Raw genomic sequence first — 22191 nt, forward strand, 5'->3', positions numbered from 1 at the left:
GGCCAGCCGGCTACCGGGACAAAAAACAAAGGGCGGCATTACTGCCGCCCCTGTATTTTGCCCGAGGATGGCCGCAATTGCAGACAATGTCCGCGTGCGCCGGTCAGACCTCCGCGCGTTGCTCGCTTTCCGGCGCCTCCGGCGGCTCCGGATCGGCTTCGGAGAAGTCGAGCTTGATCTGGTCCTGGTCGTCGAGATCGACCACCACCTTGCCTCCGGACACCAGCTTGCCGAACAGCAGCTCGTCGGCCAGGGCCTTGCGGATCATGTCCTGGATCAGGCGTTGCATCGGGCGGGCACCCATCAGCGGATCGAAGCCCTTGTGTGCCAGGAACTTGCGCAGTTTCTCGCTGAAGCTGGCTTCCACCTTCTTCTCGTGAAGCTGCTCTTCCAGCTGCATCAGGAACTTGTCCACCACGCGCAGGATGATTTCCTCGTCCAGCGAACGGAAGCTGATCATCGCGTCCAGCCGGTTGCGGAACTCCGGCGTGAACATGCGCTTGATGTCGGCCATTTCGTCGCCCTGCTCGCGCGACGTGGTGAAGCCGATGGTGGCGCGGTTCATGGTCTCCGCCCCCGCGTTGGTGGTCATGATGATGATCACGTTGCGGAAATCAGCGCGCCGGCCGTTGTTGTCGGTCAGCGAGCCGTGGTCCATGACCTGCAGCAGGATATTGAAGATATCCGGATGCGCCTTCTCGATTTCGTCCAGCAGCAGCACGCAGTGCGGCTTCTTGGTGACGGCCTCGGTCAGCAGGCCGCCCTGGTCAAAGCCAACGTATCCCGGCGGCGCGCCGATCAGCCGGCTGACCGCATGGCGCTCCATGTATTCGGACATGTCGAAGCGCAGCAGCTCGATGCCCATGATGAAGGCGAGCTGCTTGGCAACTTCGGTCTTGCCCACGCCCGTGGGGCCCGAGAACAGGAAGGAGCCGATCGGCTTGTCGGTCTTGCCCAGGCCCGCGCGCGACATCTTGATGGCCGACGCCAGCGCCTCAATGGCCGGGTCCTGGCCGAACACCACCGACTTCAGGTCGCGCTCCAGCGTCTGCAGCTTGCTGCGGTCGTCCTGGTTCACGCTTTGCGGCGGGATGCGGGCGATGCGCGAGACAATGTCCTCGATCTCGCTTTTGCCGATGGTCTTCTTCTGCTTGGACTTCGGCAGGATGCGCTGCGCCGCGCCAGCCTCGTCGATCACGTCGATGGCCTTGTCGGGCAGGTGACGGTCGGTGATGAAGCGTGCCGACAGTTCGGCCGCGGCGGTCAGCGCCGAAGCCGCGTACTTGACGCCGTGGTGCTCCTCGAAGCGAGACTTCAGGCCACGCAGGATCTGCACGGTCTGGTCGACCGACGGCTCGACCACGTCGATCTTCTGGAAGCGCCGCGACAACGCCGCGTCCTTTTCGAAGATACCGCGGTACTCGGTAAAGGTGGTCGCGCCGATGCACTTGAGCTGGCCCGACGACAGTGCCGGCTTGAGCAGGTTGCTCGCGTCCAGCGTGCCGCCCGAGGCGGCGCCCGCGCCGATCAGCGTATGGATCTCGTCAATGAAGAGAATCGCGTTCGGATTGTCCTTCAGCGACTTCAGCACGCCCTTGAGGCGCTGCTCGAAATCGCCGCGGTACTTGGTGCCGGCCAGCAGCGCGCCCATGTCGAGCGAGTACACCGTGGCCTTTTCGAGGATGTCCGGCACCTCGTTCTTGGTGATGCGCCAGGCCAGGCCTTCCGCAATCGCGGTCTTGCCGACGCCAGCCTCGCCGACCAGCAGCGGGTTGTTCTTGCGCCGGCGGCACAGCACCTGCACCACGCGCTCGACTTCGCTTTCGCGGCCGATCAGCGGGTCGATCTTGCCGGCCTTGGCCAGCGCGTTCAGGTTCTGGGTGTATTGCTCGAGCGGGCTTTCCTTGCCGTCGCCGCCTTCGCCTTCGCCCGTGCCGTCACCATGCTTGGCTGGCTCGGACTGATCCTTGCGGATGCCGTGGCTGATGAAGTTGACCACGTCCAGGCGCGTCACACCCTGCTGTTGCAGGTAGTAAACGGCATGCGAATCCTTCTCGCCGAAGATGGCGACCAGCACGTTGGCACCGGTCACTTCCTTCTTGCCGTTGGAGGTGGACTGCACGTGCATGATCGCGCGCTGGATCACGCGCTGGAAACCGAGCGTGGGCTGGGTGTCGACCTCATCCGTGCCGGGGACGACCGGTGTGTTGTCAGCGATGAAATTCTTCAGGCTGGTGCGCAAGTCCTCGATATTGGCCGCGCAGGCGCGCAAGACCTCAGCCGCCGTCGGGTTGTCGAGCAACGCCAGCAGCAGGTGCTCCACGGTAATGAACTCGTGGCGTGCCTGCCGGGCCTCAACGAACGCCATGTGCAGGCTCACTTCCAATTCTTGCGCAATCATGCTTCCTCCATCACGCACTGCAAGGGGTGGCCCGCTTGCCGCGCGTGCGTTGACACCAGCTCGACTTTTGTCGCGGCGATATCTCTGGTGTAGATACCGCAGACGCCCTTACCTTCCCGATGAACGGTGAGCATGATCTGCGTCGCCGTCTCACGGTCCCTGCTGAAATACTGTTGCAGGATCATGACTACAAACTCCATCGGAGTGTAGTCGTCATTGAGCAGCACCACCTTGTACATAGCGGGCGGCTTGAGCGCCTGCTCTTTCCGCTCCAGAATGGTGCCTGCTTCGCGTTGTGGGACATTCGCCAGCCGTGTAGCCATGGCTTTATTCTAACCCTTACTCGCAACTCTGCAATTTGGGGAAGAGTGGCAGGATTCAAGAGCCGCGCCACCCATTCCGCGTTGTTCGGACAGCGCCAAAGGCACTGCGATGCACGTGGGTGGCACACGTCCGCAGACAGCCGCCGCGCGTGCCCCGCCACCGTGCGCACCCCCACACGGTACCATCAGCCGCCGTCCCTTTCCCGCCACACCCTGTCGGCAGTGGGGAATCCGCCAGCTTGACAGTAGATTGGTTTGCCAGAAGAATCGGTCGCACACCGGGTTCAGGCCAGCGAGCCAAGCAAAAGGCCGGACCGGGTGATCCGTGAGCAGGGAGGCTTACGAACCAGTGGCGGCCTGCCCGGCAGACAAAGCCGGCGGCGTCGCCACGCGATTCACCATGCTGCGTCATTGCCGACCGCATCCCGAAGGGAAGCGGCTGTCATGGCGCCGCAGCGCGTGTCATCCAGCTGGCCGCAGGCTTCCCCGCTTTGAAATCTGCTATTTCGTTGGGGGAGTATATGGCAAGCGGTATCGTCAAATGGTTCAATGACGCCAAGGGCTTCGGTTTCATCAAGCCGGACGAAGGCGAAGAAGAACTGTTTGCGCACTTTTCGGCAATCCAGATGGCGGGCTTCAAGACGCTGAAGGAAGGTCAGCGCGTCTCGTTTGAAGTGGTCCAGGGCCCGAAGGGCAAACAGGCCACCAACATCCAGGACGCCTCGGCCTGAAGTGCGCCGCGACCGCACCCGGGCCGGCAGAGCTTCGGGGTGGTCACCAAGGATGCGGGGGGAACTCCCCCGGAACGGGATCCGCGCCAGCCTGGCCGCCGCCCTCAGGGCAGCGGCAATGCCGTTGCACGGCTCTCAGCTGCACGCTACCGCATCCGCCCGAAAGCCCGGCTTCGTGCCGGGCTTTCTGCATTCTGCGCGGTGGCCATGCCGCAAACCCTGGGACCCGCTCAGATCCAGCCTTCGATCTTCAGCCCGCTGGCCTGCTCGGCCTCTTCCCGGCTGACCCGCCGCACGGTCTGGCCGAAGGTCCAGACATGGCCTTCCGGATCGCGGGTGGCGTAGACACGATCGCCGTAGAACTGGTCTTCCGGCTCGCGCATGATCACCGCGCCGGCGGCACGGGCGCGTTCGCAATGTGCATCCAGCCCGTCCTGCAGATGGACATGGACGGACTGCGTGTTCTTGCCCTGCACGCTGGCGGGGCTTGCCGTGTAGTCGGCCCACTCGCTCCCTATCATCAGGTAGCTGTCTCCGAAACGCATTTCGGCATGCGCCAGCTGGCCCTGGCCGTCCGTGATGACCATGGTGCGCGTGAAACCGAACGCCTGTTCGAGCCAGTCGAGCGCACCCAGCGGTTCCCTGTAGAACAGGGCCGGGGCTAGCGCGGTGCGGCGAAACGGATCTTCCATCTGCGGACTCCGGCGTTTGCGGACACCCTCACGTTCTAGCCAACGCGTGCGCGCCGGGCAAGAAAAAACCCCGGTAGCCGCATGGCGGCGCCGGGGTCTTGCCTGCAGACGCGCGCGGGCGCCTGCCGACCAGTGGATCACATATTATCGGATCACATATTGTCGATCATCACCTGGCCGAAGCCGGAGCATGACACCTGCGTCGCGCCTTCCAGCAGGCGCGCGAAGTCATAGGTCACCTTCTTGGACAGGATCGACTTTTCCATCGACGCGATGATCAGATCCGCCGCCTCGGTCCAACCCATGTGGCGCAGCATCATTTCGGCCGACAGGATTTCCGAGCCCGGATTCACGTAGTCCTTGCCGGCGTATTTGGGCGCCGTGCCGTGGGTGGCTTCGAACATGGCCACGGAGTCGGACAGGTTCGCGCCCGGCGCGATGCCGATGCCGCCGACCTGCGCCGCGAGCGCGTCGGAGATATAGTCGCCGTTCAGGTTCAGCGTGGCGATCACCGAGTATTCGGCCGGACGCAGCAGGATCTGCTGCAGGAAGGCGTCGGCGATCGCGTCCTTGATGACGATGTCGCGGCCGGTCTTCGGATTCTTGAACTTGCACCACGGGCCGCCGTCGACCAGCTCGGCGCCGAATTCCGCCTGGGCCAGCTCATAGCCCCAGTCACGGAAACCACCTTCCGTGAACTTCATGATGTTGCCCTTGTGCACCAGCGTCACCGACGGCTTGTCGTTGTCGATGGCGTACTGGATGGCCTTGCGCACCAGGCGCTGGGTGCCGTGCTTCGACACGGGCTTGATACCGATACCCGAGGTTTCGGGGAAGCGGATCTTCTTCACGCCCATCTCGTTCTGCAGGAAGGCGATCAGCTTCTTGGCCTGCGCGCTTTCGGCTTCCCATTCGATGCCGGCGTAGATGTCTTCGGAGTTCTCGCGGAAGATGACCATGTCGGTCTTTTCCGGCTCGCGCACCGGCGAAGGCACGCCCTTGAAGTAGCGCACGGGGCGCAGGCACACATACAGGTCGAGCTGCTGGCGCAAGGCCACATTCAGCGAACGGATGCCGCCACCGACCGGCGTGGTCAGCGGGCCCTTGATCGAGACCACGTAGTCCTTGAGCACGTCCAGGGTCTCGTCGGGCAGCCACACATCCGGGCCGTAGACCTTGGTCGACTTCTCGCCGGCATAGATCTCCATCCACGAGATCTTGCGCTTGCCGGCGTAGGCCTTGGCCACCGCGGCGTCCACTACCTTGATCATCACCGGAGTGATATCCAGGCCCGTACCGTCGCCTTCAATGTAAGGAATGATCGGATTGTCCGGGACATTCAGCGAGAAATCCTGGTTGACCGTGATCTTCTCGCCAGCCGGGACCTTGATGTGTTGGTACATGACGTCTCCAGTACGGAACGGTTAAGACGGCCGCCTGGCACACGACCCGGCAGCAAAATGAGGGAGGCGCAGCGTAGGCATTGTAGCTGGAGGCAAGCGACCGCCTGCGTTGCGCCGCACCATGTCAGTCTTATATAAGACACAAGACTAGCCAACTATTATGCAGCAATTCCTTATGATCTGCCATTGAGCCAGGCCGCGCCAGGCCGGCAACTGGCCGGACTGCGGCATACTGCTGCCCCATGACGCTGATTGCCCTGAACAAGCCCTTTGGCACCATGAGCCAGTTTTCCGAGCACCCCTCGCGGCCGACGCTGGCCGAGTGGATCGCGACACCTGGCGTGTACCCGGCTGGCCGCCTCGACGCCGACAGCGAGGGCCTGCTGCTGCTCACCGATGACGGCGGTCTGCAAGCGCGGATCGCCGATCCGCGCCACAAGCTGGCCAAGACCTACTTCGCCCAGGTAGAGGGCATCCCCGACGAGCACGCGCTGGCGCGTCTGCGAGAGGGCGTCGATCTCGGCGATTTCCGCACCCTGCCAGCCAAGGTCCGCGCGGTCGCGGAGCCGTCCTGGCTCTGGCCCCGGCATCCGCCCGTACGCTATCGCGCCGCCATCCCGACCAGCTGGCTCGAACTGCAGATTCGCGAAGGCAAGAACCGCCAGGTCCGCCGCATGACCGCAGCGGTCGGCTTCCCGACCCTGCGCCTGGTGCGCGCCACCATCGGCCGGCTTGACCTGCGCGAGCTCGGCCTGCAGCCCGGGCAGTCCCGCGTCGTGGCACCGGACCTGCTCGGCCTGCCACCCGCGCGTGCCCCGCAACCCGCGCCACGCGGCTCCGGGGAGGGTCCCGCCCGGGCACGCGGGACTGGCGCCGGCAACAAAGGCCGAGTGCGTTACAAAAACTAACACCCATCACGTCAACGCAGTGGGCGGTGTCCTCGTTGTTGTCGGTGACGCGCCCAATTGCGCGCCAACTTTCCGACTACAGTCACTCTTCGAGGTAATCGCAATGAAAAAACTGATCGCTGCCCTGGTTGTTGGCCTGTTCGCTACCGGCGCTTTTGCCCAGGCTTCGGCTCCGGCTGCTACCGAAGCAGCTCCGGCCGCCAAGGAAGCTCCGAAGGCCACCAAGAAGAAGAGCTCGCACAAGAAGCACTCGAAGAAGGCAGCTTCGGCTCCCGCCGCTTCGGCTCCGGCTGCGCAGTAAGCACGTAGCCGCGGCAGCAATCCGCCGCAGACGCAAAAGGCAGGTTGCCCGGCAACCTGCCTTTTTTTTATATCCGCCAGGCCCGCCGCTCAGTCCGCCCGTGCGTGCGCTATGCTTGCGCCTGCCATCGAATCCCAGCCGCATTGCCATGCGAATCCTGACCAAGACCCTGCTTTCCCGTTGCATCCTGCTGGCCGCCACCGTCACCGGGCTGGCCCACGCACAGAGCGCGCTGCCCGTAGTGCCCCTTACGGCGGGGATGTACGCCATTCAGGCAGAGGTCGCGTCGACGCCCGCGGCGCGCGAGCAGGGGCTGATGTACCGCAAATCTATGCCGGCCAATGCCGGCATGCTGTTCGTGTTCGAACAGAAGGCCGGACACTGCTTCTGGATGAAGAATACGGACCTGCCGCTGTCGATCGCCTTCCTGGCCGATGACGGCAGCATCGTCAATATCGAGGACATGGCGCCGCAGACGCAAGACAACCACTGCCCCAAGGCAGCGATCCGCTACGCGCTCGAAATGAACAAGGGATGGTTCGCGCAGAAGGGTATCCGGACCGGCGCGAAGATCGGGGGGCTGCCGCAGCCGCGCTGAGCGCAGCCCGCAGCCTCGCTCGGCGCCGGCATTGCACCGGCGCCCGTACGGGAATCAGTCCCGGAAGTTGTTGAAGTCCAGCGGCGCCTCGGACACGTCCTTGCGCAGCATCGCGATCACGCTCTGCAGGTCGTCGCGCTTGGTGCCGGAAACCCGCACGGCATCGCCCTGGATGCTGCCCTGGACCTTGATCTTGCTGTCCTTGATCATGCGCACGATCTTCTTGGCCAGGTCGCCGGTCACGCCCTTCTTGATGGTGATGACCTGCTTGACCTTGTCGCCGCTGATCTTCTCGACCTTGCCGTAGTCGAGGAAGCGCACATCGACATTGCGCTTGGCCATCTTGTTGATCAGCACATCCTTGACCTGGCCCAGCTTGAAGTCATCGTCCGCGAAGGCGGTCAGTTCGCCTTCCTTTTGCTCGACCCGTGCGTCCGAACCCTTGAAATCGAAACGCGTCGAGATCTCCTTGTTGGCCTGTTCGACCGCATTCTTGACCTCGACCATGTTGGCTTCGCACACTACGTCAAACGACGGCATTGCATTCTCCTTGTTGCTCGCTTGTCCGGCATCCGCGGCCCGGACGGGCCGCGCCGGCACTTCCGTATAATCCAGCCTGCCTCGCACCCATGGGGCGCCCGGCCGCACTGTGGCGGCCGCATCACCTCTAGCTTGCATGGCAGATTTCCACGAATTTTATCCCCTGCGCCGCCACAATACATTCGGATTCGATGTCCGCGCGCGCTATGCCGTCCATGTCCGCAGCGAAGCCGACCTGCTGGCCGCGCTGGCAGACCCGCGCGCCAGCGGCCTGCCGCTGGTGGTGCTTGGTGGCGGCAGCAATGTCGTGCTGACCGCGGATCTCGATGCGCTGGTGCTGCTGATGGAGATTCCGGGATACCGCGTGGAGACCGATCCCGACGCATGGCTGGTCACTGCCGGTGCCGGCGAGAACTGGCATGGCCTGGTCTGCCGCACCATCGCCGACGGCCTGCCCGGCCTCGAAAACCTGGCGTTGATCCCCGGCACCGCAGGGGCGGCGCCGATCCAGAACATCGGGGCCTATGGCGTGGAACTGCGCGAACGCTTCGCGGGCTTGCGCGCGCTGGACCGTCAGACCCTGCGCTTCGTGGACCTCGACCTGGAACAATGCGCGTTCGGCTACCGCGACAGCCTGTTCAAGCAGGCGGGCCGCGACCGCTACATCATCACGGCGGTGATGTTGCGCCTGCCGCGTGACTGGCAACCGGTGCTTGCCTATGGGGAACTGGCGCGGGAACTCGAGGGCCATGCGGCACCCGATGCCGCGGCGATCCGCGATGCGGTGATTGCCATCCGTTCGCGCAAGCTGCCGGACCCGGCGCAGATCGGCAATGCAGGAAGCTTCTTCAAGAATCCACTGGTCAGCGCCGAGCAACGGCACGCGCTGCTGGCCAGCCATCCCGACCTTGTCAGCTATGCCCAGCCCGACGGCACGTTCAAGCTGGCCGCCGGCTGGCTGATCGATCGCTGCGGCTTCAAGGGATTCGATGACGGCCCGGTGGGCGTCTATGGCAAGCAGGCGCTGGTGCTGGTGCACCATGGCGGCGGCACTGGCGCAGCGCTGCTGGCGCTGGCCACGCGCATCGCCGATACGGTCCAGGCCCGCTTCGGCGTGCGCATCGAGCCGGAACCGGTCGTGCTCTGACCGGCTCCGTGGCCACGATCAGGCGAAGTGGCAGACGTAGTCGAGGGTTTCCTGCACTTCGATATCGAAGCTGCTGTTGCCCGGCACGCTGAACTGCTGGCCGGCGCCATAGGTCTGCCAGGCATCCGAGCCGGCCAGGCGCACGCGGCACACGCCCGCGTTGACTTCCATGATCTCCGGGGCGCCGGTGTTGAACGTCAGTGTCGACGGGAAAATCACGCCCAGCGTCTTGCGCGTGCCATCGGCGAACAGCACGGTGTGGCTCACGCACTTGCCATCGAAATACAGGTTGGCCTTCTTGACGACCGATACATTGTCGAACTGGCTCACTTTTATCTCCTTGATTGCATTCATGTGGATGCGGTCACGTAAAAAGAGGGGCCATCGCGGCCCCTCCCCTTGTGCCTGCCGGCGCGCGCTTCAGTAGCGGCCGCAGAGCAGGTATTCCATCAGCGCCTTCTGCACGTGCAGGCGGTTTTCCGCCTCGTCCCAGACCACGCTCTTCGGACCGTCGATCACCGCGGCCTCGACTTCCTCGCCACGGTGGGCCGGCAGGCAGTGCATGAACAGCGCGTCCGGCTGGGCGCGGTCCATCATGGCCGTGGTCACCATCCAGTCCTGGAAGGCGCGCTTGCGCGCCTCGTTCTCGGCCTCGAAGCCCATGCTGGTCCACACGTCGGTGGTCACCAGGCTGGCACCCTGGCAGGCCGCCAGCGAATCGTCGAACACCTTGAGCTGGCCTGCGGCCGATGCCGGCACCATTGCCGCATCGAGCTGGTAGCCCGGAGGCGCCGAAAAATGGAAGGTGAAGCCCAGGCGCTCGGCCGCCTGGATCCAGGTGTAGGCCATGTTGTTGGCGTCGCCGATCCATGCCACGGTCTTGCCGCGGATGCTGCCGCGCTGCTCGATGTAGGTGAACACGTCGGCCAGGACCTGGCAAGGATGGTATTCGTTGGTCAGGCCATTGATGACCGGCACGCGCGAATGCGCGGCGAAGCGTTCGATAATGTCCTGCCCGAAGGTGCGGATCATGATGATGTCGACCATGCGCGAGATCACCTGCGCCGCATCCTCGATCGGCTCGCCGCGGCCCAGCTGGGAATCGCGCGTGTTGAGGAACACCGCGTGGCCGCCGAGCTGGTGGATGCCGGCTTCGAACGACAGGCGCGTACGCGTCGAGTTCTTCTCGAAGATCATGGCCAGCGTGCGGTCGTGCAGCGGGTGCCATGTTTCGTAGTTCTTGAACTTGGCCTTGAGGATCCGTGCGCGGTCCAGCAGGTACTCGTACTCGTCGGGAGTCAAGTCGCTGAACTGGAGGTAATGCTTGATCGGGGTTGAGCTCATAAAACAAAAGAAGGCGGCCCAGAGGAGACACGCCGTCACGGCCTGCATGACAGAAGCGCGTCGCGGAGCCGCCTTTCGCGTCGCATACGCAATTTACGTGCAACGATCATAAGGGATTATTTCTGCTTTGGCGAGCCCGGAAGAACCCGGCCCGGCACCCGCTGACAGCTTCCTGACAGGAATTCGGGCTTATGCGCAAGTCTTATATAAGATATAATACTCGCTGATTCACGCGGGGCCCGGCATACCCTTGCCGCTGCCCGCCGCCGGCATCAAAAGTGCCCCCGCAGACACCGACGCCCCGCCACCCCGGCCGGAAAGAGCGAACCAAACGTTCGCCGGCCGCGTCAAACGGGCGCCCGTTCCGCGGGTTTTCCGTCGAGTCACCTCGCCTCACCCGCAGTCGCCCAGTCTCATGAACCCCAATGTTCGCGAATACTTCATCCAAGGCATTACCAAGGAGGGCAAGACCTTCCGCCCAAGCGACTGGGCAGAACGACTGTGCGGCGTGATGGCGCAATTCCGGCCCGAAGGCGATACCGGCGATCCCCGCCTGACCTACTCGCCCTACGTGCGCCCGATCTTCGCCGGCAACACCAAATGCGTGGTAGTCGATGTGCGCCTGCGCGAGATCGAGCCCAAGGCCCTGGATTTCGTCCTGAACTTCGCCCGCGACAACAACCTGCAACTGGTTGAGGCCTGCTCGCTCGAATAAGCAGCCGGAGCCGCAGAAGATGCGGCGACCGGAAAGCAAAAAAGCTCGTCGGATGACGAGCTTTTTTGTTGGGCGGGCCCTATGCAGTTCCCGCAGGAGGCCGCCGCAGCGGCCTGGCAGCTATCAGGCAGCCATGGCCTTGATGGCGGCCGACAGACGCGACTTGTGACGTGCAGCCTTGTTCTTGTGCACGATCTTCTTGTCGGCAATGCTGTCGATGGTAGCTTGCGAATTCTTGAAGATTTCAGCAGCTGCAGCCTTGTCGCCGGCGTCGATGGCCTTGCGAACGGCCTTCACGGCGGTGCGCAGGCGCGAGCGCAGGCTGGAGTTGTGAGCGTTCTGAGCAACGGCTTGGCGAGCGCGCTTGCGGGCTTGTGCGGAATTTGCCATTTAAATAAATATCCTGAATTCAGATGCGTGCCGCGGGGGACACAACAATTAAGTCATATCAAGCGACCCGGGATGCACTGACACACGAATCCGGAACGCAGCTGTCCTTGTGAATCGGCAATTATACACACACGCAGAAGCCACACGCAAGGCCGACCTCGGTATACCACGCGACGCCGGGCTGCAGCCGGGACGATCCGTATAATAGGCGCCACTTTCGTCGCACGCGGCGTGCAGTTGCGGCAACTTTGCCGCGCGGCGGGCGTCTGAACCGCCATCCCGGCGCCTGCGCGCGATCCGCGGCCCGCACGCCACCATGCCCGCCAGCCCGCGCCTGCCCGATCCACCGCTTCCCGCCCACTCACCTTGAACCTGCTCAAAGCGCTCGCCACCATCAGCAGCCTGACCATGCTCTCGCGCATCACGGGCCTGGTGCGCGAAATCCTAATTGCCCGTGCGTTCGGCGCTTCGGACATGACCGACGCCTTCAACGTGGCGTTCCGGATTCCCAACCTGTTGCGGCGTATCTTCGGCGAAGGCGCGTTCTCGCAAGCCTTCGTGCCGATCCTGGGCGAATACCACGCCAAGCGCGGCGATGCCGAAACCAAGCACCTGATCGACGCGGTCGCCACGGTCATGACCTGGGCGCTGATGGGCGTGTCGCTGCTGGGCGTGATCGGTGCGCCACTGGTGATGACCGTAGTGGCAACCGGCTTCCGCGGGCAAGGCGAGACCTACATCGCCGCCGTCTTCATGACGCGCGTGATGTTCCCGTACATCGGCCTGATTTCGCTGGTCGCCCTGGCTTCCGGCATCCTGAACACGTGGCGCAAGTTCGCCGTGCCGGCCTTCACGCCGGTGCTGCTGAACCTTTGCCTCATCTTCGCGGCCCTGTTCGTCGGCCCGCGCATGGCGCAGCCGATCTATGCGCAGGCGTGGGGCGTGCTGATCGGCGGCATCCTGCAACTGCTGATCCAGGTGCCCGCGCTCAAGCGCCTGGGCGCCATGCCGCGCGTGAGCTTCAGCATGCGCCAGGCCTGGGCCGACCCCGGCGTGCGCCGCATCCTCCGGCAGATGGGTCCGGCGCTGCTGGCCGTGTCGGTGGCGCAGATCAGCCTGATCATCAATACCAACATTGCCTCGCGCCTGGCCGCGGGCAGCGTGTCATACCTGACCTATGCCGACCGGCTGATGGAATTCCCGACCGCGCTGCTTGGCGTGGCGCTAGGCACCATCCTGCTGCCAAGCCTGTCGAAGGCGAGCGCGCAGGGCAATCGCGACGAATACTCGGGCTTGCTCGACTGGGGCCTGCGCCTGACCTTCCTGCTGGCAGTGCCGTGCGCGGTGGGCCTGTTCGTGTTTGGCACGCCGCTGACCGCGGTGCTGTTCAACTATGGCAAGTTCGACGCCCACGCCGTCGAAATGACGCGCCAGGCGCTAGTGTCCTATGGCACCGGCCTGCTCGGCCTCATCGTCATCAAGATCCTGGCTCCGGGCTTCTACGCGCGGCAGGACATCCGCACGCCAGTGAAGATCGCAATCGTAGTGCTCGTCATCACGCAGGCCTGCAACTACGCGTTCGTGCCGTGGCTCAGCCATGCCGGCCTGGCGCTCTCGATCAGCGTCGGCGCCACCATCAACGCCCTGCTGCTCTTTGCGGGCCTGGTCCGGCGCGGCTACTACCGGCCCGCGCCCGGCTGGTCGCTATTCCTGGCCCAGCTGTTCACCGCGGTGCTGCTGCTGTCGGGCCTGCTGCTCTGGTTCGTGCGCAATTTCGACTGGGTCGGGCTGGGCGCGACGCCACTTCTGCGCATCGCGCTGCTGGCTTCCTGCCTGGTACTTGCGGCGGTGGTCTACTTCGGTACACTGTGGCTCATGGGACTGCGATACGCCGCTTTCAAGCGCCGGACGGTCTAGGCTCCTTCATCGATGCTCATTCATCGATGGATCCGGCCCTAGCCAAAGTGAGCGCGAGGGCACGGTACGGCCGTGCCGCATCAGGAATCCGCAATGACAAGTACGAAAGTCCTTGATTACTTCGCCAGCCTTGTGGCGGACGAGAACGGCATCCCCCTCACTGAAACCGCACTTTCCATCGCACAGGACGCCTACCCCGACCTGGACCTGCAAGCCGAACTGGCCGCGCTGGACGTGCTGGCGCTGCGCCTGAAACGCCGGATCGCCGAAGGTACGCCGGCCATCCAGCGGCTGCGCCTGCTGAACCACTTTTTCTACCGCGACCTCGGTTTCGGCGCCAACGCCAACGACTACTACGACCCGGACAATTCATATCTGAACGTGGTCCTGAAGCAGCGGCGCGGCATCCCCATTTCATTGGCCGTGCTGTACATGGAACTCGGCCAGCAGATCGGCCTGCCGTTGAAGGGCGTATCCTTCCCGAACCATTTCCTGGTACGCATGACGATCCCCGCCGGGGAAGTCATCCTCGACCCCCTGACTGGCGAAACCCTGTCGAAAGAACAGCTTCAGGAGATGCTTGACCCCTACCTCGAACGGGAGGGGATTTCCGATCCCGGCCAGGTGCCGCTGGGCCTGTTCCTGCAGGCCGCCAGCCACCGCGAGATCATTGCGCGCATGCTGCGCAACCTCAAGGCCATCTACCTGCAGGAGTCACGCTGGCAGCGGCTGCTCGCGGTGCAGAACCGCCTGGTCATCCTGCTGCCCGGATCGATCGAGGAAGTGCGCGACCGCGGCCTGGCCTACGCCAATCTGGAGTGCTTCCGGCCTGCGCTGGAGGACCTGGAAGCGTATATGAAGGCGCGCCCGGACGCCTCCGACATTGCGCAGATCCGCGACCGCATGCCGGCCCTGCGCATGATGAGCCGCAGCCTCAACTGAAACCGCGCTGAGACCGCGCCGAGACCGCGGCAGCCTGCTCAGCGCTCGACGCTCGACGCGCGGCCCTTGTTGCCGCGCACCAGCTTCCACAGACCGCCCAGCACGAGCGGCACCACGGCCGCGCCGATACCGGCCAGCACGATCAGGTTCAGGTACTGCTTGATGAACGGCAGGTTGCCGAAGAAGTAACCCGCGAACACCAGTCCCGCCACCCACGCCAGCGCGCCGATCACATTGAAGAACTGGAAGCGCGCGAACGTCATCTGCGAAACACCGGCCACGAAGGGCGCGAAGGTACGCACGATCGGGACGAAACGGGCCATCACCAGCGTCTTGCCGCCGTGGCGCTCGTAGAAGTCGTGCGTGCGGCGCAGCGCTTTCTGGTCGAGGAAGCGCCAATGGTGGTCGAACACCTTGGGCCCGATCCAGCTGCCGACCCAGTAGTTCACGGTATTGCCCGAGACCGCCGCCGTCAGCAGCAGGCCGATCAGCGCCCATTCGTTCATGGCACCCGTGGCGCAGAACGCCCCAGCGATGAACAGCAGCGAATCGCCCGGCAGGAATGGCAGCACCACCAGCCCGGTTTCGGCAAACACGATCGCGAACAGGATGGCGTAGACCCAGACGCCATACTGCTGGATGACCGTGCCGAGGTATTTGTCGACATGCACCAGCATGTCGATGAGCTGCAGAGCGAGATCCAAGTCTTTCCCCGTTGTGTTGTAGGTTGATCCAACAAGCGCGACATCATACAAGAGCCGACCGACGTATCGGTCACCTGCCGGGCCCGGCCCAGCCATCCCGCGTGCGGCACGGCACGTATAATCGCCGGATGCCAGCCTCCGCCTTCCGCACCGCGCAGCCGCCGCGGCCGATCCGTCCCCTGCCCGACCAGCTCATCAGCCAGATTGCCGCCGGCGAAGTCGTCGAGCGCCCGGCTTCCGTGGTCAAGGAGCTGCTCGAGAACGCGCTCGACGCGGGCTCCAGCCAGCTAGGCATCCGGCTGGAAGAAGGCGGCGTGCGGCGCATCGTCATCACGGATAACGGCTGCGGCATTCCGCCGGACGAACTGCCCGTCGCGCTGATGCGCCACGCCACCAGCAAGATCGCTTCGCTGGATGAACTCGAGGCGGTGCTGACCCTCGGTTTCCGCGGCGAGGCCCTGGCCTCGATCGCTTCCGTATCCCAGCTGACCCTGACCAGCCGTACCGCGCATGACCCGCATGCCACGCAAGTCAGTGCCGACACCGGCGCATTGCAGCCGGCATCTGGCGGAGTCGGCACAACGGTTGATGTCCAGCATCTCTACTTCAACACTCCGGCGCGCCGAAAGTTCCTCAAGTCGGAACAGACCGAACTCGGGCATTGCCTGGAAATGGTCCGGCGCGCGGCGCTGGCCCGTCCCGACGTGGCGATCTCGGTCCACCACAACGGCAAGCCGCTCGAACACTGGAATGCCGGCGACGTGGCCACGCGTACGGCGCAGGTGCTCGGCAGCGACTTTGCCCGGGCTCGGCTGCCGCTCGATGAAGAGGCCGGCGACCTGCATCTCTATGGTTTCGCCGGGCTGCCCACCGCCTCGCGCGGGCGGCCGGACCAGCAGTACTTCTTCGTCAACGGCCGCTTCGTACGTGACAAGCTGCTCAACCATGCGGTGCGCAGCGCCTACCAGGACGTGCTGCACGGCGACCGCTTCCCGTCCTACGTGCTGTGCCTGGACCTGCCGCCGGAGACGGTGGATGTGAACGTCCACCCGTCCAAGATCGAGGTGCGCTTCCGGGAATCGCGCGCCGTGCACCAGTTCGTCTATCACGCCGTGCAGCGCTGCCTGGCACGCCAGGCCGGCGAGAACGGCGACAGCCTGCACACCGGCACGGACGACGAGCCCGTGCCCGTGCCCGTGCCCGCGCCGGGCGCCATCCCGCTGCAAGAGCCGCGCGCCCCCTACGGCGGTGCCGGGGGCAGCGGCAGCCAGTGGATCAACTATTCGGCGGCGCGCCAGACCGAGCTTGGCATCGCCCAGCCGCGCCAGGCCTACCTGGGCATGGTACGTGACGCCACGGCGCCGCGGCCCTATGTGCCTTCGTCCCAGCCGCCCGCATGGCTGGCCGATGCGCAGGCCGCGCGGGCCGAAGAGCCGCCGGGCCTGCTCGATGGCATTGCCGTGGCCAAGGTCGCGGTGCCTCCCGCGGATGACACGACGGAAACCGCCGACGACCACCCGCTCGGCTATGCCATCGCCCAGTTGCATGGCGTCTACGTGCTCGCGCAGAATGCGCGCGGCCTCGTGCTGGTCGACATGCACGCGGCGCACGAACGCATCCTGTACGAGCAGATCAAGGATGCGCTGGATGCGTGCGACCTCGCCGTGCAGCCGCTGCTGCTGCCCGTGACCCTGCCCGCGAACCCGGTGGAGATCGGCACGGCCGAGGAGCATCGCGAAACGCTGGAGCTGCTCGGCTTCGACATCGCGCCGGTGTCGCCGACCACGCTCGCCGTGCGCGCCGTGCCGGCGCTGCTGCAGCAGGCCGATGCCGAGGCGCTGGCGCGCGATGTGCTGCGCGACCTGAACGCCTATGGTGGCTCGCGCGTGCTGGCCGAGCGCCGCAACGAACTGCTGGCCACGCTGGCCTGCCACAGCGCGGTGCGCGCCAACCGCAAGCTCACGCTCGAAGAGATGAATGCGCTGCTGCGCCAGATGGAGCAGACCGAGCGCGCCGACCAGTGCAACCACGGCCGCCCGACCTGGGTGCAACTCAGCGTGGCCGAGCTGGACCGCCTGTTCCTGCGCGGCCAGTAAGCCCGCCTTGCCTCGCCACGCCTTGCCCAAGCCCTGATGTCCGCCTTGCCATCGTCCGAACACCCGCCCGTCGTCTGCCTGCTCGGCCCGACCGCCTCGGGCAAGACCGCTGCCGCGCTGGCCCTGGCGCGGCAGGCGAGCGTCGAGATCATCAGCCTGGACTCGGCGCTGGTCTATCGCGAGATGGATATCGGCACCGCCAAGCCCACGCCTGACGAACTGGCCGCGGTACCGCACCACCTGATCGACATCATCGATCCGGCCGACAGCTACTCCGCCGCGCAATTCGTCACGGACGCCGAACGGCTGATCGGTGAGATCCGCGCGCGCGGGCGCCAGCCGCTGATCGTGGGCGGCACCATGCTGTACTACAAGGCGCTGACGCAGGGCTTGAACGACCTGCCCCAGGCCGATCCCGCCGTGCGCGCCGAACTCGACGAACTTGCCGCCGAACGCGGCTGGCCCGCGCTCCACGCGATGCTCGCGCAAGTCGACCCGGTCACGGCCGCCCGGCTCGCGCCCAACGATGCCCAGCGCATCCAGCGCGCACTGGAAATCCACCGGCTCTCGGGACAGCCCATGTCCGAACTGCTGGCACGGCAGGCAGACGGCCGTACCTTCACGGGCACCGCCGACCAGCGCTACCGCGTGATCGCACTGGAGCCGTCGGACCGCAGCGTGCTGCACGCGCGCATTGCCGCGCGTTATGACGCCATGCTGGCCGGCGGCCTGATCGAGGAAGTCGAACGCCTGCGCCGGCGCGGCGATCTCCACCCCGGCCTGCCGTCGATCCGGTGCGTGGGCTACCGGCAGGTCTGGGAGTACCTCGATGGCGACAGCGACTACGCGACCATGCGCGAACGCGGCATCGCGGCCACGCGCCAGCTCTGCAAGCGCCAGATCACGTGGCTGCGCAGCACGCCGGAGCGCCTGTCCGTCGATTGCCTCGCGCCGGACTATGTCGCGCAGGTCGCGCGGCTGGCCGGGATGTGACGAGAGCGGCGATAATCGTCGCCCGTCCCGATGATGCCCTGCGCCATGCCGTCTCCTTCCTTTGCCATCCGCCCCGCCACGCCAGCCGACAGCACCACGCTGTTTCGCCTGATCTCGGCACTGGCCGAATACGAAAAGCTGACCCACCTGGTCGAAGCCACGCCGCAGAAGCTGGAACAGGCCTTGTTCGGCGCGCAGCCGCAGGCCGAGGCCGTGCTGGTCGAAGCCCATACGCCTGATGGCGTGCAACCCGTCGGCTTCGCGCTGTTCTTCCATAATTTCTCGACCTTCCTCGCCAAACCCGGCCTGTATCTGGAAGACCTGTTCGTCGAACCGGCCTGGCGCGGGCATGGCCTTGGCAAGGCGCTGCTCAGACACCTGGCGGCGCTGGCCGTGGCGCGCGGCTGCGGCCGCTTCGAGTGGTCGGTGCTCGACTGGAACACGCCGTCCATCGCGTTCTACAAGGCGATGGGCGCGGACGTGATGCCCGACTGGCGCATCTGCCGCGTCACCGGCGACGCATTGGCCCGCCTTGGCGCGCCGGACTGACCTGCCTATTTCGGCAAAGCATCCCCTGCCCCGCTGATCTCCGCTGCCACCCGCTCGATGCAGCGGATCGCCTTCACCGCCATCGGCGAAGGTGTCCGGTTGCGCAGGCTCACAATGCCCATGCCGGCCTTCATCGCCGGCAATCCCTGCACGTCCAGCACAACGAGCTCGCCGGAGGCCAGCTCGGCCCTGACCGACGCATCGGTTGCGCCAAGCACCATGTCCGTGGACAAGGTAACCGCCCGGATCACGGCGAAGTCGTCGCATTCGAGCGCCAGCACGGCCGCCTGGCCATCCGGCAGGCCGAGCGCCCGCGAGAATGCCGCCGTGACCACGCGCGGCGCCTTGACGCTTGCCACCCCGTACTCCCAGGCGTCGCGGATCGTGCAGGCCTTGCCGGTCAGCGGATGCCCCGCGCGCACGAAGAAGCGCGCCGGCTGGGCGGGCAGCGGGCGCACGTCCAGCGACGCGTCCTCCGTGAGGTCACGCACGTCGGCGACGAAGAACTCGATGTCCTCCGCGCGCAGGCGCTCGAGCAACAGCACCCAGTTGCTCTCCTCGACGCGCAAGGCGACCTGTGGATGCAGGCGCCGAAGCTCCGACAGCACGCGCGGCAGCAGGGTCGCCGCCGGAAACGGCCCGACCCCGAACGCCGTGTCGCCAAGCCGGGAGTCCAGGTAAAGATCGACATCGCGCTGCATGCAGCGCGCCTCGAACAACAGCCGCCGCGCGCGTTCGAGCACGAATTCCCCAGCCGGCGTGGGCCGGATATCGCCGGCTTCGCGCTCGAACAGCCGTACCCCGAGATCACTTTCGATGGCCTGGATGCTGCGGCTGAACGCGGGCTGGCTCAGGTGAACCTGCTCCGCCGCGCGCGCGAAGTGAAGCGTATCGGCAAGGGCCACCACGTGGCTGAGCCGGCGAAGGTCCATGACAACCTCATTGCGTCTGAAGCATTGGAACGATGCTGATTATGCATTGGACGCATTAACCGCGCCAACCTAGAGTTTCCGCATAACCGGCATGACCGCAGATATCGGAGACAACGCACATGAACCTGCAGCTACAGAACCTGCTGATCGGCAGCATCATCCTCGGCTTTGCCGTGATGGAATTCGCCACGCGGCGCTACCAGCAAAGCGTGCGCGCCGACGCCAACGACACCAAGCTCGAAGTGCTGATGTTCGTCAGCCTGATCGCCGTGACGCAGCCGTTCGCGCTGCTGGGCGCCAACTGGCTGTGCAACTGGCTCATGCCCGACATGCGCGGCGCATGGTCCCACCTGCCGTGGTGGGCGATGACGGCGATCCTGCTGGTCGCCGACGACATGACGCAGTACTGGTGGCACCGCGCGTCCCATACGCCGTGGCTGTGGCCGCTGCATCGCGCGCACCATTCGGCTTCGTACATGAGCATCCGCGTCACGTACCGGAACAATTTCTTCTACTACCTGATGATGCCGGGGCTGTGGAGCGCGGGGGTGCTGCTGTATCTCGGCTTCGGCAAGGTCTACGCCGTGTACATCGTGGTCAAGATGATGGTGATCCTCGGCGCACACTGCGCCTGGCGCTGGGACGAGCCGCTCTACCGCATCCGCGTGGTGCGGCCGCTGATGTGGGTGGTCGAACGGACCATCTCCACGCCGGCGACCCACTGGGCCCACCATGCGCTGACCAATGCCGACGGCATCGGCTACTACAAGGGCAACTTCGGCAACCTGCTGTTCTTCTGGGATGTGCTGTTCGGCACGGCCCACATCACGCGCAAGTACCCGGCCAAGGTCGGTCTCGAAGACGACCGCCGCTTCGGCGCCGAGCACTGGGGCGCGCAGATGTTCTACCCGCTGCGCCAGTCGCAACGCCAGCATACGGCGCTGCGCTTTGGCGGCCAGGCCTACGGCGACCAGGACGCCGCCGCCGATGCCACGGCTGCCGGCAATCCATGACGTATCGCACTTGAATCAACAGGAGAACCCGTGGGTGCCATTGACCTGCTTGCCGATCACGCGGTGATGCCAGAGGAATTCCAGACCTGCTTCGCGCGGCAGCGCCGCGCGTATCTCGCCGATCCGGCGCCCGGTTATGCGCAGCGCATCGCCGACCTGAAGACGCTGTCGCGCCTGCTCACGGAGAACCGCGCGCAGATCGTCGAAGCGATCGGGCGCGACTACGGCAGCCGTTCGGAGTTCGAGACCCTTTTCGCTGAATTCTTCGTCGCGCTCGAATCGATCCGCGACGCGCGCCGGCAGCTGCGCAAGTGGATGAAGCCGCAACGGCGCCATATCGACGTGCTGATGTACCCGGGCGCGCGCAACCGCGTCATCCCGCAGCCGCTGGGCGTGGTCGGGGTCATCGTGCCGTGGAATTTTCCGCTCAACCTCGCGTTCTGCCCGCTTGCCGCGATCTTCGCGGCGGGCAACCGGGCCATGGTCAAGATGTCGGAAAACTCGCGCCACCTCGCGCAACTGCTGGCGCGCGTCAGTCCGCGATACTTCCCCGAAGACAAGCTGAAGTTCTTCGAGGACGGCGGCGGGCGCGGGCCAGCCTTTTCCTCGCTGCCGTTCGACCACCTGCTGTTCACCGGCTCCGGCGCCACGGGCCGTGCGGTCATGGCCAATGCGGCGCGCAACCTCACGCCGGTCACGCTGGAACTGGGCGGCAAGGCGCCCGCGATCGTGGCACCCGACTTTCCCGTCCAGGCCGCTGTCGAGCGCATCCTGTGGGTCAAGATGTTCAATGCCGGGCAGATCTGCACCAATGTCGACTACGTCTTCCTGCCCGAGGATGCGGTAGAAGCGTTCGTCGCGCATGCCAGGCGGCTGATCGCCGAGCGCTTCCCCGATCTCGGCAGCAACGACTACACTGCCATAATCGACCAGCGCGCCTATGACCGCCTGTGGGCATCGCTGGAGGATGCCAGGGCCAAGGGCGCCATGATCGTCGAACTTGCCGCGGGACCGGCCCCCGACGCCGCAACGCGCAAGTTCCCGCCGTGCCTGGTGCTCAATCCGCGCGAAGACATGCTGGTGTCGCAACGCGAGATCTTCGGACCGATCCTGCCCGTCCGTACTTATCGCGACCGGCAGGAAGTGGCCGACTACATCAACGCGCATGACCGGCCGCTGGCGATCTACCCGTTCACGCATGACAAGGCGCTGCAGCAGTACTACATCACGCATGTGATGTCCGGTGGCGTCTCGGTGAATGATGCGCTGCTGCACGTGGCGCAGCATGACCTGCCGTTTGGCGGCGTCGGGCCGAGCGGCATGGGCCACTACCACGGCCGGGAAGGGTTCAACACCTTCTCCAAGCTACGGCCGGTGTTTTATCAGGGACGGGTGTCGATGGTGCAGAAACTGTTCCAGCCGCCCTATGGTGCAAAGGTCGCGCGGATGATGGAGCTGCTGATCAGGTTGAAGGGGTAGACCACCCTGCCCGACAGGATTCCAAAAGCAAAGGGCACGTGCTGCGCACGTGCCCTTTGCTCGTCAAACGTTG

General features: G+C 65.1%; 23 protein-coding genes. 13 read left to right on the forward strand and 10 right to left on the reverse strand.

Going from position 1 to position 22191, the window contains the following annotated elements; genetic code table 11:
- Nucleotides 1-103: 103 nt before the first annotated feature.
- Both clpA and clpS read right to left on the reverse strand, forming a co-directional pair.
- Nucleotides 104-2401: an ATP-dependent Clp protease ATP-binding subunit ClpA gene (gene clpA, locus CupriaWKF_RS13640; protein ID WP_276098384.1), complete on the reverse strand. Its 2298-nt coding sequence runs from the start codon at nucleotides 2399-2401 to the stop codon at nucleotides 104-106.
- Nucleotides 2398-2724 (reverse strand): ATP-dependent Clp protease adapter ClpS, encoded by a 327-nt coding sequence (clpS, locus tag CupriaWKF_RS13645; RefSeq protein ID WP_116318045.1) that lies wholly within the window; start codon nucleotides 2722-2724, stop codon nucleotides 2398-2400. Before clpS ends, clpA begins: the two co-directional genes overlap by 4 nt.
- A gap of 521 nt (nucleotides 2725-3245) precedes the next feature.
- On the opposite strand from clpS, the gene CupriaWKF_RS13650 reads away from it, so the two are divergent.
- Complete coding sequence (locus CupriaWKF_RS13650) at nucleotides 3246-3455, forward strand: cold-shock protein (RefSeq protein ID WP_011298900.1); 210 nt, start codon at nucleotides 3246-3248, stop codon at nucleotides 3453-3455.
- A gap of 230 nt (nucleotides 3456-3685) precedes the next feature.
- On the opposite strand, the gene CupriaWKF_RS13655 is transcribed toward CupriaWKF_RS13650, so the two are convergent.
- Both CupriaWKF_RS13655 and icd read right to left on the reverse strand, forming a co-directional pair.
- Nucleotides 3686-4147 carry a VOC family protein gene (locus CupriaWKF_RS13655; RefSeq protein WP_276098385.1) on the reverse strand — a complete coding sequence of 154 codons (462 nt, stop codon included), beginning with the start codon at nucleotides 4145-4147 and terminating at the stop codon, nucleotides 3686-3688.
- Between the two features lie 152 nt (nucleotides 4148-4299).
- On the reverse strand, nucleotides 4300-5550 hold the full coding sequence (gene icd / locus CupriaWKF_RS13660; protein ID WP_276098386.1) for an NADP-dependent isocitrate dehydrogenase: 1251 nt from the start codon (nucleotides 5548-5550) through the stop codon (nucleotides 4300-4302).
- 242 nt (nucleotides 5551-5792) lie between these two features.
- Between icd and CupriaWKF_RS13665 the strand changes: the two genes are divergently transcribed.
- From CupriaWKF_RS13665 to CupriaWKF_RS13675, 3 genes are all read left to right on the forward strand, one after another.
- Entirely contained in the window at nucleotides 5793-6458 is a 666-nt protein-coding gene (locus CupriaWKF_RS13665; RefSeq protein ID WP_276098387.1) for a pseudouridine synthase, read from the forward strand.
- 103 nt (nucleotides 6459-6561) lie between these two features.
- Nucleotides 6562-6759 carry a hypothetical protein gene (locus CupriaWKF_RS13670; RefSeq protein WP_276098388.1) on the forward strand — a complete coding sequence of 66 codons (198 nt, stop codon included), beginning with the start codon at nucleotides 6562-6564 and terminating at the stop codon, nucleotides 6757-6759.
- 148 nt (nucleotides 6760-6907) lie between these two features.
- Entirely contained in the window at nucleotides 6908-7357 is a 450-nt protein-coding gene (locus tag CupriaWKF_RS13675) for a DUF192 domain-containing protein (protein ID WP_276098389.1), read from the forward strand.
- A gap of 54 nt (nucleotides 7358-7411) precedes the next feature.
- On the opposite strand, the gene CupriaWKF_RS13680 is transcribed toward CupriaWKF_RS13675, so the two are convergent.
- Nucleotides 7412-7897, reverse strand: a complete 486-nt coding sequence (locus CupriaWKF_RS13680) for a YajQ family cyclic di-GMP-binding protein (RefSeq protein ID WP_224080736.1) — start codon at nucleotides 7895-7897, stop codon at nucleotides 7412-7414.
- A gap of 136 nt (nucleotides 7898-8033) precedes the next feature.
- On the opposite strand from CupriaWKF_RS13680, the gene murB reads away from it, so the two are divergent.
- Nucleotides 8034-9044, forward strand: coding sequence for a UDP-N-acetylmuramate dehydrogenase (gene murB / locus CupriaWKF_RS13685; RefSeq protein WP_276098390.1), 1011 nt, complete (start codon nucleotides 8034-8036; stop codon nucleotides 9042-9044).
- A gap of 18 nt (nucleotides 9045-9062) precedes the next feature.
- Here the strand turns inward: murB and CupriaWKF_RS13690 are convergent, their stop codons facing one another.
- Nucleotides 9063-9374, reverse strand: a complete 312-nt coding sequence (locus tag CupriaWKF_RS13690) for a pyrimidine/purine nucleoside phosphorylase (protein ID WP_211945889.1) — start codon at nucleotides 9372-9374, stop codon at nucleotides 9063-9065.
- A gap of 90 nt (nucleotides 9375-9464) precedes the next feature.
- Nucleotides 9465-10388: an ornithine carbamoyltransferase gene (argF, locus tag CupriaWKF_RS13695; RefSeq protein WP_276098391.1), complete on the reverse strand. Its 924-nt coding sequence runs from the start codon at nucleotides 10386-10388 to the stop codon at nucleotides 9465-9467.
- A 415-nt stretch (nucleotides 10389-10803) separates the two neighbouring features.
- Between argF and CupriaWKF_RS13700 the strand changes: the two genes are divergently transcribed.
- Nucleotides 10804-11103, forward strand: coding sequence for a DUF3579 domain-containing protein (locus CupriaWKF_RS13700; RefSeq protein WP_276098392.1), 300 nt, complete (start codon nucleotides 10804-10806; stop codon nucleotides 11101-11103).
- Between the two features lie 123 nt (nucleotides 11104-11226).
- Here the strand turns inward: CupriaWKF_RS13700 and rpsT are convergent, their stop codons facing one another.
- The gene (gene rpsT / locus CupriaWKF_RS13705) at nucleotides 11227-11493 is read right to left on the reverse strand and encodes a 30S ribosomal protein S20 (protein ID WP_011298911.1); all 267 of its coding nucleotides are present in this window, start codon (nucleotides 11491-11493) and stop codon (nucleotides 11227-11229) included.
- 366 nt (nucleotides 11494-11859) lie between these two features.
- Here rpsT and murJ point away from each other — a divergent pair, with 366 nt between their 5' ends.
- Nucleotides 11860-13410 carry a murein biosynthesis integral membrane protein MurJ gene (murJ, locus tag CupriaWKF_RS13710; RefSeq protein WP_276098393.1) on the forward strand — a complete coding sequence of 517 codons (1551 nt, stop codon included), beginning with the start codon at nucleotides 11860-11862 and terminating at the stop codon, nucleotides 13408-13410.
- Between the two features lie 93 nt (nucleotides 13411-13503).
- Nucleotides 13504-14352 (forward strand): SirB1 family protein, encoded by an 849-nt coding sequence (locus tag CupriaWKF_RS13715; RefSeq protein WP_276098394.1) that lies wholly within the window; start codon nucleotides 13504-13506, stop codon nucleotides 14350-14352.
- Between the two features lie 38 nt (nucleotides 14353-14390).
- On the opposite strand, the gene CupriaWKF_RS13720 is transcribed toward CupriaWKF_RS13715, so the two are convergent.
- Complete coding sequence (locus CupriaWKF_RS13720; protein WP_276100807.1) at nucleotides 14391-15044, reverse strand: VTT domain-containing protein; 654 nt, start codon at nucleotides 15042-15044, stop codon at nucleotides 14391-14393.
- A gap of 140 nt (nucleotides 15045-15184) precedes the next feature.
- Between CupriaWKF_RS13720 and mutL the strand changes: the two genes are divergently transcribed.
- The 3 genes from mutL to CupriaWKF_RS13735 are packed head-to-tail and all read left to right on the forward strand — an operon-like array spanning nucleotide 15185 to nucleotide 18694.
- Nucleotides 15185-17152 (forward strand): DNA mismatch repair endonuclease MutL, encoded by a 1968-nt coding sequence (gene mutL, locus CupriaWKF_RS13725; RefSeq protein WP_276098395.1) that lies wholly within the window; start codon nucleotides 15185-15187, stop codon nucleotides 17150-17152.
- Nucleotides 17153-17188: 36 nt separating this feature from the next.
- Complete coding sequence (miaA, locus tag CupriaWKF_RS13730; RefSeq protein WP_276098396.1) at nucleotides 17189-18145, forward strand: tRNA (adenosine(37)-N6)-dimethylallyltransferase MiaA; 957 nt, start codon at nucleotides 17189-17191, stop codon at nucleotides 18143-18145.
- 45 nt (nucleotides 18146-18190) lie between these two features.
- Complete coding sequence (locus CupriaWKF_RS13735) at nucleotides 18191-18694, forward strand: GNAT family N-acetyltransferase (protein ID WP_276098397.1); 504 nt, start codon at nucleotides 18191-18193, stop codon at nucleotides 18692-18694.
- 5 nt (nucleotides 18695-18699) lie between these two features.
- Here the strand turns inward: CupriaWKF_RS13735 and CupriaWKF_RS13740 are convergent, their stop codons facing one another.
- Entirely contained in the window at nucleotides 18700-19626 is a 927-nt protein-coding gene (locus tag CupriaWKF_RS13740; protein ID WP_276098398.1) for a LysR family transcriptional regulator, read from the reverse strand.
- 119 nt (nucleotides 19627-19745) lie between these two features.
- Here CupriaWKF_RS13740 and CupriaWKF_RS13745 point away from each other — a divergent pair, with 119 nt between their 5' ends.
- Together CupriaWKF_RS13745 and CupriaWKF_RS13750 are read left to right on the forward strand one after the other, a co-directional pair.
- Complete coding sequence (locus CupriaWKF_RS13745; RefSeq protein ID WP_276098399.1) at nucleotides 19746-20639, forward strand: sterol desaturase family protein; 894 nt, start codon at nucleotides 19746-19748, stop codon at nucleotides 20637-20639.
- A gap of 30 nt (nucleotides 20640-20669) precedes the next feature.
- Nucleotides 20670-22118, forward strand: coding sequence for a coniferyl aldehyde dehydrogenase (locus CupriaWKF_RS13750; RefSeq protein WP_276098400.1), 1449 nt, complete (start codon nucleotides 20670-20672; stop codon nucleotides 22116-22118).
- The last annotated feature ends 73 nt before the right edge of the window (nucleotides 22119-22191 follow it).

This window comes from Cupriavidus sp. WKF15 (assembly GCF_029278605.1).
Taxonomy (GTDB): Bacteria; Pseudomonadota; Gammaproteobacteria; order Burkholderiales; family Burkholderiaceae; genus Cupriavidus.